We start from the raw sequence: 8631 nt of genomic DNA, 5'->3' as shown, positions 1-8631 counted from the left end.
CAGGCCGAACTGGCCGCAAGCTACGCCGGCGGAGCGCCGACCAAGCTGACCCCGCAGGCGCGCACGTTCTCTGCGCCACCGGGCAACCGCACCGAATCCGCGCTGCATACGCGCTGGAACGGCCAGCTCTACACCGTTCTGGGCGAACAGGCCGAGGATGGCCGCTGGCAATTGCGGCTGTGGTGGAAGCCGTTCGTGCCGATGATCTGGTACGGCGGCGTGCTGGTCGCGTTCGGCGGGTTCCTGGCGCTGCTGGGCCGCGTGGCGCACGATATCCGCCGCTTCCGCGCGCTGAGCAAGATTTCGTTCCGCCGGCAGAGGCAGGGCCGATGAGCGGCGCTGCTGACACCACCGCCGCGAAAAAGCCCGGGCTTGCCTTATGGCTGCCGCTCGGACTGTTCGGCGCGTTCTTCGTGCTGGTCATGTTCGGGCTGTTCCGCCCGGCCAGCCGCGACATCACCAGCCAGATGATCGGCCAGCCGCTGCCAGTGTTCGACCTGCCCAAGATCGCGGCAGACCGGCCCGGGCTGGCGGCTGCCTCCTTCAAGGATGGCAAGCCGAAGCTGCTCAACGTGTTCGCATCGTGGTGCGTTCCTTGCGCGGCCGAATCCCCGCAACTGGATGAACTGGCACGCAGCGGCGTGTCGGTGCAGGGCGTGGCGATCCGCGATCGGCCCGTCGATCTCGACGCGTTCCTGGCGCGCAACGGCAATCCGTATGCGGCAATCGGCTCGGACCCGACCAGCGCGCTGCAACTGGCGATCGGTTCGTCGGGCGTGCCCGAAAGCTTCGTGATCGATGGCAAGGGCGTGATCCGTTACCAGCATATCGGCGTGATCGGACCGCAGGATATGGACACACTGCGCCAGAAACTGGCCGAGGCGGCGAAGTGAACCGCTTGGCTATAGCCCTGCTGGCGCTGCTCGCGGCGATCGTTGCCCAGGCCCCTGCGCACGCAAACGATAGCCTACCGCCCGCGCCTTATGCCTATACTCAGCTTGCCGATCCGGCGCAGGAAAAGGTCGCGCGCGACTTGATGGACACGCTGCGCTGCCTGGTTTGCCAAGGCGAATCGATCGCCGATTCCAACGCCAGCCTGGCCGGTGACATGCGCAATATCGTGCGGATGCGGATTGCCGCGGGCGAACAGCCCGAAGCAATCCGCGCCTGGTTGATGCAGCGCTACGGCAGCTATGTCAGCTACAAGCCGGTGATGAGCGCGCAGACCTGGCCGCTGTTCGCGGCGCCGGTCGCCTTGCTGGCGCTCGCGGCGTTCCTGCTGCGCGGGCGCTTTGCGCGCCGCAAGCCCGAGGATAAAAGCGCATGATGTGGGTCGTGATCGTACTGATCGCGGTTGCGGTGTTCGCGGCATTGGTGCTGGTGCTCAAGCTGCCGCGCGGCGGGTGGGAACTGGCCGGCGCGGCGCTGCTGCTGGGGATTTCGGGCTATGCGCTGCAAGGCCATCCCGGGCAGGCAGGGGCGCCCAAGGCTCCGGCTGAAAACGCCAGGGCCGCCGATGCCGCCACCATTTCCGAACGCCAGGCTATGGGCAACAAGTTCGGGACAAGCCAGAGCTGGCTGATCCTCGCCGACGCTCTGACCCGGCAGGGCCAGTACGCCGCCGCCTCCGATGTGTTGCGCAGCGCGGTCCGCAAGGACCCGAAGAACGCCGATCTGTGGGTGGCGATGGGCAATGCGCTGGTCGGCCACAGCGACGGGCTGATCAGCCCAGCCGCGCAATTGGCATTCCAGCGCGCCGCCGACATTTCGCCCGAGCATCCCGGGCCGCCGTTTTTCATGGGCCTTGCGCTGGCGCAATCGGGCAAGCTGCCCGAAGCGCGTGCGCTGTGGATGAAGCTGCTCGCGCGCACCCCTGCCGACGCGCCTTATCGGGATGATCTGTCGGCGCGGTTGGCCCGGATCAACCAGATGCTGGGCACGACCGGCGATGCCGCGTTACCGGCCGCAGCCAATGCTCCCCCACCTGCTGAAGCCAGCGGAAAGCCGCCCGTCGGGCGCTGACATCATGACCGAAACCTTGCTTTCCACTGAAGCCGGCCCGGCCAGTGTCGGCGGCGCGATCGACCGTAGTTTAGTCGGGGTCGACGCCGATCCGCGCGCGCGTTCGCGCGGGTTGATCACCGGCGCGGTCGGCGCGATCGGCGTGGTGTTCGGCGATATCGGCACCAGCCCGCTTTACGCTTTGCGCGCCACCTTCACCGGCAAGCACGCGCTGCCGCTCGACCAGTTGCACATCTACGGCATCATCAGCCTGATGTTCTGGTCCATGCTGATCATCGTGACGATCAAGTACGTGACCGTGATGATGCGCGCCGACAACCGCGGTGAGGGCGGCAGTCTGGCGTTGCTCGCGCTGATCAACCAGCTCACCGAAACGCGGCGCTGGGGCGCGGGGATCGTGCTGCTCGGCGTGTTCGCGACCGCGCTGTTCTTCGGTGATGCGATGATCACGCCGGCCATTTCGGTGCTTGCCGCGATCGAGGGAATTCAAGTCTATGCGCCGCACATGCGCGTGTCGGTGGTGCCGATTGCGCTGTTCATCCTGGTGTTCCTGTTCCTGATCCAGGAACGCGGCACCGCCAAAGTGGCGATGCTGTTCGGCCCGGTGATGGTGCTGTATTTCGTGGCGATCGCCGTGCTGGGGGTGATGAGCATTGCCGAGATGCCCGGCGTGCTCGCCGCGCTCAGCCCGCATTATGCGGTGGTGATGTACGCCGCCGATCCGTGGCACGGGTTCCTGGCGATGGGCGCCGCGGTGCTGGCGGTGGCGGGGGCCGAGGCGCTTTATGCCGACATGGGCTATTTCGGGCGCCTGCCGATCCGCGTGTCGTGGATCGGGCTGGTGCTACCCGCGCTGACGCTCAATTACCTGGGGCAGGCGTCGCTGCTGATGCGGCACGGCTCTGCGGTGGCGAACCCGTTCTTTTTGCTGGCGCCCGATGGCTTGCAATGGCCGCTGCTGATCCTGGCTTCGGCCGCCGCGATCATTGCATCGCAAGCGGTGATCTCGGGCGCGTTTTCGGTCACACAACAGGCGGTCCAGCTTGGCTTCATGCCGCGGCTCAACATCAAGCACACCAGTGCGCAGGGCGGGCAGATCTTCATTCCGGTGATCAACTACACGTTGATGGTGGCGGTGATCCTGCTGGTGCTGGCGTTCCAGCGCTCGACCAACCTGACCTCGACGTACGGGATCGCCGTCACCGGAGCGATGATGATCGACAATCTGCTGTTGGCGGTGGTGATGGTCCGGCTGTGGTCGTGGAGCAAGGCTGCCGCGCTGCCGCTGCTGGCGTTGTTCGTGGCGATCGACGCGTTGTACCTGACCGCGAACATGACCAAGGTGCCCGATGGTGGCTGGCTGCCGCTGATGCTGGGTGGGGTGATCTTCGTGCTGCTGACCACCTGGGCGCGCGGCCGGGCGCTGATGCGCGCCAGCATGAAGGCCGACATGATCCCGATGGAGGTGTTCATCAAGTCTGCGGTTGGCAGCGCAGAGCGGGTCAAGGGCACCGCGATCTTCATGGCATCGGCTGCTGCGGGCGTGCCTTCGGCGTTGCTCCACAACATCAAGCACAACAAGGTGCTGCACGAACGCGTGGTGCTGCTGACGGTCAAGATCGATGACGAGCCCTATGTCGACGACGCGGTGCGCGCCAAGGTTACAGACCTGGGGCAGGGCTTCTACCGCATGTCGCTGCACTTCGGTTTCCTTGAAGAAACCGACGTGCCCGCCGCACTGACCCGCATTTCGATGTGCGGCGAACCGTTCAGCATGCTCCACACCAGCTTCTTCCTGTCCCGCCAGACGCTGATTGCCGCCGCCAAGCCGGGCATGGCAATCTGGCGCGAAAAGCTGTTCGGCTGGATGCTGCGCAACGCCGCCAGCGCGATGGAGTTCTTCCGGTTGCCGACCAATCGCGTTGTGGAACTGGGCAGCCAGGTCGAGATTTGAGCGCTGCGGCGCATCATAGTTCCCGCGCCCCAGTTCCCGCGCCTCAGTTCCCGTTCGTGTCGAGCGAAGTCGAGACACCATGCGCGGCGCAAGCGTGTCTCGACTGACGCCAGAATGGCGGCAGTTCATCCTGAGCCTGCCGAAGGGCTCGACACGAACCGATGTGAAGCTTTGACCAACAAAAAAGCGCGGCGCCCTTTCGAGCGCCGCGCCTTTATACGCCACAATGGCGAACGAGATCAGACGATGAGGCCGTTGGCGGCAACCATCGCATAGATCATCGCCAGCGACAGCAGCAGGTTGGTGCGGCTGGCCATCAGTGCTTTCGGCGCGGCAACCGCCTTTTCCTCGGCCGTGGCTTCGACCAGGCCGAGAATCTTCTTCTGCGCGGGCCAGATGATGAACCATACGTTGAACGCCATGATCAGCGCCAGCCACATGCCCACGCCGATCAGCCGCGCCTTGCCGGGCGTGCCGAGCGACAGCGCCTGGACCAGGAATCCGCCGTTCCATGCCACGATCAGCCCGGTGATCACCGTCAGCAGCGCGGAATAGCGGAAAAAGAAGAACACCTTCGGGGCGATGTGCCCGGTGATCGCGCCCTTCATTTCGGCCGGAATCTTGGGCATCGTCGGCACCTGGACGAAGTTCAGGTAATAAAGCAGGCCGATCCACAGGATGCCGAAGAACACGTGCAGCCAGATGAAGGTCAATTTGATGCAGGCGGCGGTGCCGCTGAACGATTCAGCGTCGAGCCCGAGCATGACGATCAGCGCGAGCACCAGCCCCGCGCCGAGCACCGCGTGCAGGTTTCCAAAAAACTTACCCATTGTATTTCCCCCTAGATTGCGTCTGCCGTAGCCGCGTCACCTCACCTGGAGGTGACGACCGCCGCCACGAGCCTGCCCAGCCATTTTAGGGCAAGCGCGCGAATTGTCACCTGTGTTTGCCCGACCGGCTGTGCGCCCTTCGCGATCAGCCGAGCGGGTGGCGGGCTTGAGGCTCAATCGTGCGGTGGATTCGCCTCGGCTTCGGGCTTGGCTTCCTGCGTCAGGCCGTGGCGCAGCAGCATCGGCAACTGCGTGAAGGTGAACAGGAACGACAGCGAGGTTACGCCCCAGACTTTGATCCAGAGCCAAGTCTCGAACCCGCCATTTGATTTGTTATAGAAGTGGCGCAAAACCTCATTGCCAACCGCCAGCATAACAAAAAACACCGCCCAGTTCCGAGAAAGTTTGAGCCAGCCTTCTTGGTCCAGTCCTTCGAATGCCGCTTCAAGCAGGTAGCGCAACATCGCTTTTCCGCGCAGCAGTCCGCCGAACAGGATCGCTGCGAACAGCAGGTAAACTCCAGTTGGCTTCATCTGAATGTAATCGGGATCGCCGAGCCACACCGTCAGAGCGCCGAATCCGATAATCAGCACGGCAGAAAGCCACAACATCGGCGCTATTTTGCCCAGTTTCCACTTTGAGATGACCAGCGCGATCACCGTCGCCACCATGAACGCGGCGGTGCTGCGTGTTACGGCGAACGCTGCGCCGTAGGTGTCCTTTGTCGCGTCGGCCGGGCTGAAGTGCCGGTAAGCAAGGAAGAACACCAGCAGCGGCCCGAAATCGATCGCCAGGTTGAGCCAGGTCGACTTGGGTTTTTTGGTGGTGGGCTGGGAAGCCATCAGCGAAACACTCCGGCAATCACGCGGGCGAGCAAGTCTGGATCGAACGCGCGAAGGTCGTCGATGGTTTCGCCCACCCCGATCGCGTGGATGGGCAAGCCGTATTGTTCGGCCGCCGCGACCAACACGCCGCCGCGCGCGGTGCCATCGAGCTTGGTCATGATCAGGCCGGTCACGCCCGCCACTTCGCGGAAGGTTTCGATCTGCTGCAACGCGTTCTGGCCATTGGTGGCATCGAGCACCAGCACCACGTCGTGCGGCGCCTCGGGGTTCATCCGGCCGAGCACGCGGCGCACTTTGGCCAGTTCGTCCATCAGTTCGCGCTTGTTTTGCAGGCGCCCGGCGGTGTCGACGATCAGCGTGTCGATGCCAGTTTCGGTTGCCGATTTCAGCGCATCAAACACCACGCTTGCGGGATCGCCGCCTTCTGCGCCCGCGACGATCGGCACGCCCAGCCGATCGGCCCAGACGCGCAATTGCCCGATCGCGGCGGCGCGGAAGGTGTCTCCGGCGGCCAGCATCACGCCGTAGTCCTGTTCCTGGAACACGTGCGCCAGCTTGGCGATGGTGGTGGTCTTGCCCGAACCGTTGACCCCGATCACCAGGATCACTTGCGGGCGCGGAAAAGCGGTGATGTCGAGCGGCTTGGCCACCTTTCGCAGGATCACCGCGATTTCCTCGGCGACGATTTCGCGCAAGCCTTCATCGGTCAGCCCGGCGTCGTAGCGCCCTTCTTCCAGCCGCGCCCGGATGCGTGCGGCGGCGCGCGGGCCGAGGTCCGAGGCGATCAGCGCGTCCTCGATCTCGTCGAGCGTGCCGGCATCGAGCTTTGTTTTCCCGACAAGTCCGCCCAGATTGCTGGTCAGCCGGTCGGACGTCTGCTTGAACCCGCCGAGCAATCTGTCGCTCCAGGAGGCGTCACTCATGCCAGCATGCCTTCAACGATCCGTGTGGGGGTGATGGTGAGAATTTCGCCGGCGCGCGCGCGGGGCGGCAGGCGATAGGGAGCGAAGGCGCCCGAATGGCCGGTTCCGTCGCGTTCGGCAAGCACGGCTTGCGGTTTGTGCAGCAGCCCGCCCAGCCACAACGCGCGTTCGTGCGCCACGGCTTCGCGCAAGGCGGCGGCGCGGGCGCGGACTTCGGGCGGATCGACTTGCGGCATCCGCGCGGCGGGGGTGCCGGGGCGGGGGCTATAGGGAAACACGTGGCCGTGGACGATGCCGCACTCGGCGATCAGCGCGAGGCTGTTGGCGTGCATCGCGGGGGTTTCGGTGGGGAAGCCGGCGATGAGGTCGGCACCGATCGCGATGTCTGGCCGTGCGGCGCGCAAACGGCCGACGAGATCGAGCGAAGCCCCTCGCGAATGGCGGCGCTTCATGCGTTTGAGTACCATGTCGTCGCCCGCCTGCAACGAAAGGTGGACATGCGGCATCACGCGCGGATGATGCGCGATCAGGTCGAACAAGTGATCGTCGATCTCGATCCCGTCGAGCGAGGACAGGCGCAGCCGCGGCAGATCGGGGAATGCGCCGAGGATTGTGGCGACCAATGCGCCAAGGCTCAGGCGGTCCGGCAAGTCGGCGCCCCAACTGGTGAGATCGACCCCGGTCAGCACCACTTCCTTCGTGCCCGCCTCGACATGCTCGCGGACCGACCGCAGCACTTCGAGTGGGGGCAGCGAGCGGCTGGCGCCCCGGCCTTGCGGGATAATGCAGAAGGTGCAGGCGTGATCGCATCCGGTCTGGACCGGCACGAATGCGCGGGTGCGCGCGATGGAGCGTGCGATCGGCGCGCGTTCGATGGCGAGCCCCCATGATTCGGGCAGCAGCTTGGCATCGTTGAGAACCACGCCATCGACTTCGGGCATGGCCGCGAACACATCGGGTTCGATCGTCGCGGCACAGCCGGTGACGATCAGCCGCGCGCCCGGATGATCGGCCCGCGCCTTGCGCACCGCGCGGCGCGATTGGCGCGTAGCCTCGGCGGTGACCGCGCAGGAATTGACCACCACCGTGTCCGGCCCGATCATGGCGTGGATGCGCTCGCTCTCGGCCAGGTTCAGCCGGCAGCCGAGCGTGATCACGTTTGAACTCATGCCGGGAACTGCGCGTCGTCGAAAGTGCCTTCGAAGGCCAGCGTAGCGGGGCCGCTCATCGTGATCGAACCGCCCGGAGCCCAGGCGATCGTCAGGTCGCCGCCAGGCAGCGACACGCGCACCGGGCTTGCAACCAGCTTGCGCCGGATCGCAACCACGGCGCTCGCGCATGCGCCGGTGCCGCACGCGCGGGTTAGCCCCGCGCCGCGCTCCCACACGCGCAACCGGATGTGATCCGGCCCGGCCAGGTTCAGCACATTGACGTTGATGCGGCTCGGGAACAGCGGGTCGGTTTCGATCTGCGGGCCCAGCCGTGCGAGATCGACCGCTTGCGCGTCCGCCACCACGCAGACCACGTGCGGGTTGCCGACGTTGACTGCCGTTGGATCGGAAAGATCTTCCCAACCGACCGGCATGTGCAGCGTGTCCATCGCATAAGCCAACGGGATCGCGTCCCAGTCGAAGCGCGGCGCGCCCATGTCGACCGCGATGCCAGCCTCGTCGACGCGCGCGGTCAGCAGGCCGCCACCAGTTTCGATCGTGGTTTCGGCGGCGCCGGTTTGCCCGGCCAGCAGCATTCCCACCGCGCGCGTGGCGTTGCCGCAGCTTTCGACTTCGCCGCCATCGGGGTTGAAGATCCGCATGCGCACCCGGGCCACCGCCGATGGTTCGAGCACGATCACCTGGTCGCAGCCGATCCCGGTCTGCCGATCGGCCAGCGCGGCGGCACGGGTGCCGGTCATTGCGGGCCACGCGGCAAGCGCGGCATCGCGGCGATCAATCACCACGAAGTCGTTACCAAGCCCATGCATCTTGCGAAACGGAATACGCATGGTGCGCGCTCTAGACGATCGCGCGGCTTGCGTGGAGCGGCTTTTTGCCGCGGCG

General features: G+C 65.5%; 10 protein-coding genes. 5 read left to right on the top strand and 5 right to left on the bottom strand.

The features are described from left to right. From Q0R16_RS16730 to Q0R16_RS16710, 5 genes are all read left to right on the top strand, one after another. Positions 1–333, top strand: a 333-nt coding sequence (locus Q0R16_RS16730; RefSeq protein WP_295638740.1) for a cytochrome c-type biogenesis CcmF C-terminal domain-containing protein, incomplete at its 5' end; no start/stop codon positions are given. Beyond that, the gene (locus Q0R16_RS16725) at positions 330–893 is read left to right on the top strand and encodes a DsbE family thiol:disulfide interchange protein (RefSeq protein WP_295638738.1); all 564 of its coding nucleotides are present in this window, start codon (positions 330–332) and stop codon (positions 891–893) included. The genes Q0R16_RS16730 and Q0R16_RS16725, both read left to right, overlap by 4 nt. 11 nt (positions 894–904) lie before the next feature. After that, entirely contained in the window at positions 905–1327 is a 423-nt protein-coding gene (locus Q0R16_RS16720) for a cytochrome c-type biogenesis protein (RefSeq protein ID WP_295638743.1), read from the top strand. Beyond that, positions 1324–2022 (top strand): tetratricopeptide repeat protein, encoded by a 699-nt coding sequence (locus Q0R16_RS16715; RefSeq protein WP_295638735.1) that lies wholly within the window; start codon positions 1324–1326, stop codon positions 2020–2022. Before Q0R16_RS16720 ends, Q0R16_RS16715 begins: the two co-directional genes overlap by 4 nt. Positions 2023–2026: 4 nt before the next feature. Next, on the top strand, positions 2027–3976 hold the full coding sequence (locus tag Q0R16_RS16710; RefSeq protein WP_295638732.1) for a KUP/HAK/KT family potassium transporter: 1950 nt from the start codon (positions 2027–2029) through the stop codon (positions 3974–3976). 239 nt (positions 3977–4215) lie between these two features. Here the strand turns inward: Q0R16_RS16710 and Q0R16_RS16705 are convergent, their stop codons facing one another. The 5 genes from Q0R16_RS16705 to dapF all read right to left on the bottom strand — a co-directional run bounded on the left by Q0R16_RS16705 (position 4216) and on the right by dapF (position 8576). Continuing rightward, positions 4216–4806, bottom strand: a complete 591-nt coding sequence (locus Q0R16_RS16705; RefSeq protein ID WP_295638728.1) for a urate hydroxylase PuuD — start codon at positions 4804–4806, stop codon at positions 4216–4218. A 173-nt stretch (positions 4807–4979) separates the two neighbouring features. Next, positions 4980–5648 carry an inner membrane-spanning protein YciB gene (locus Q0R16_RS16700; protein WP_295638725.1) on the bottom strand — a complete coding sequence of 223 codons (669 nt, stop codon included), beginning with the start codon at positions 5646–5648 and terminating at the stop codon, positions 4980–4982. Then, positions 5648–6574, bottom strand: coding sequence for a signal recognition particle-docking protein FtsY (gene ftsY, locus Q0R16_RS16695; protein ID WP_295638723.1), 927 nt, complete (start codon positions 6572–6574; stop codon positions 5648–5650). The genes Q0R16_RS16700 and ftsY overlap by 1 nt, the downstream gene beginning before the upstream one ends. Beyond that, entirely contained in the window at positions 6571–7743 is a 1173-nt protein-coding gene (locus Q0R16_RS16690) for a MiaB/RimO family radical SAM methylthiotransferase (RefSeq protein WP_295638720.1), read from the bottom strand. The genes ftsY and Q0R16_RS16690 overlap by 4 nt, the downstream gene beginning before the upstream one ends. Beyond that, positions 7740–8576, bottom strand: coding sequence for a diaminopimelate epimerase (gene dapF / locus Q0R16_RS16685; protein ID WP_295638717.1), 837 nt, complete (start codon positions 8574–8576; stop codon positions 7740–7742). Before dapF ends, Q0R16_RS16690 begins: the two co-directional genes overlap by 4 nt. Between the last annotated feature and the right edge of the window lie 55 nt (positions 8577–8631).

The organism is Novosphingobium sp. (assembly GCF_025351285.1).
Taxonomy (GTDB): domain Bacteria; phylum Pseudomonadota; class Alphaproteobacteria; order Sphingomonadales; family Sphingomonadaceae; genus Novosphingobium.
This window is presented reverse-complemented; position numbering and strand designations above follow the sequence as displayed.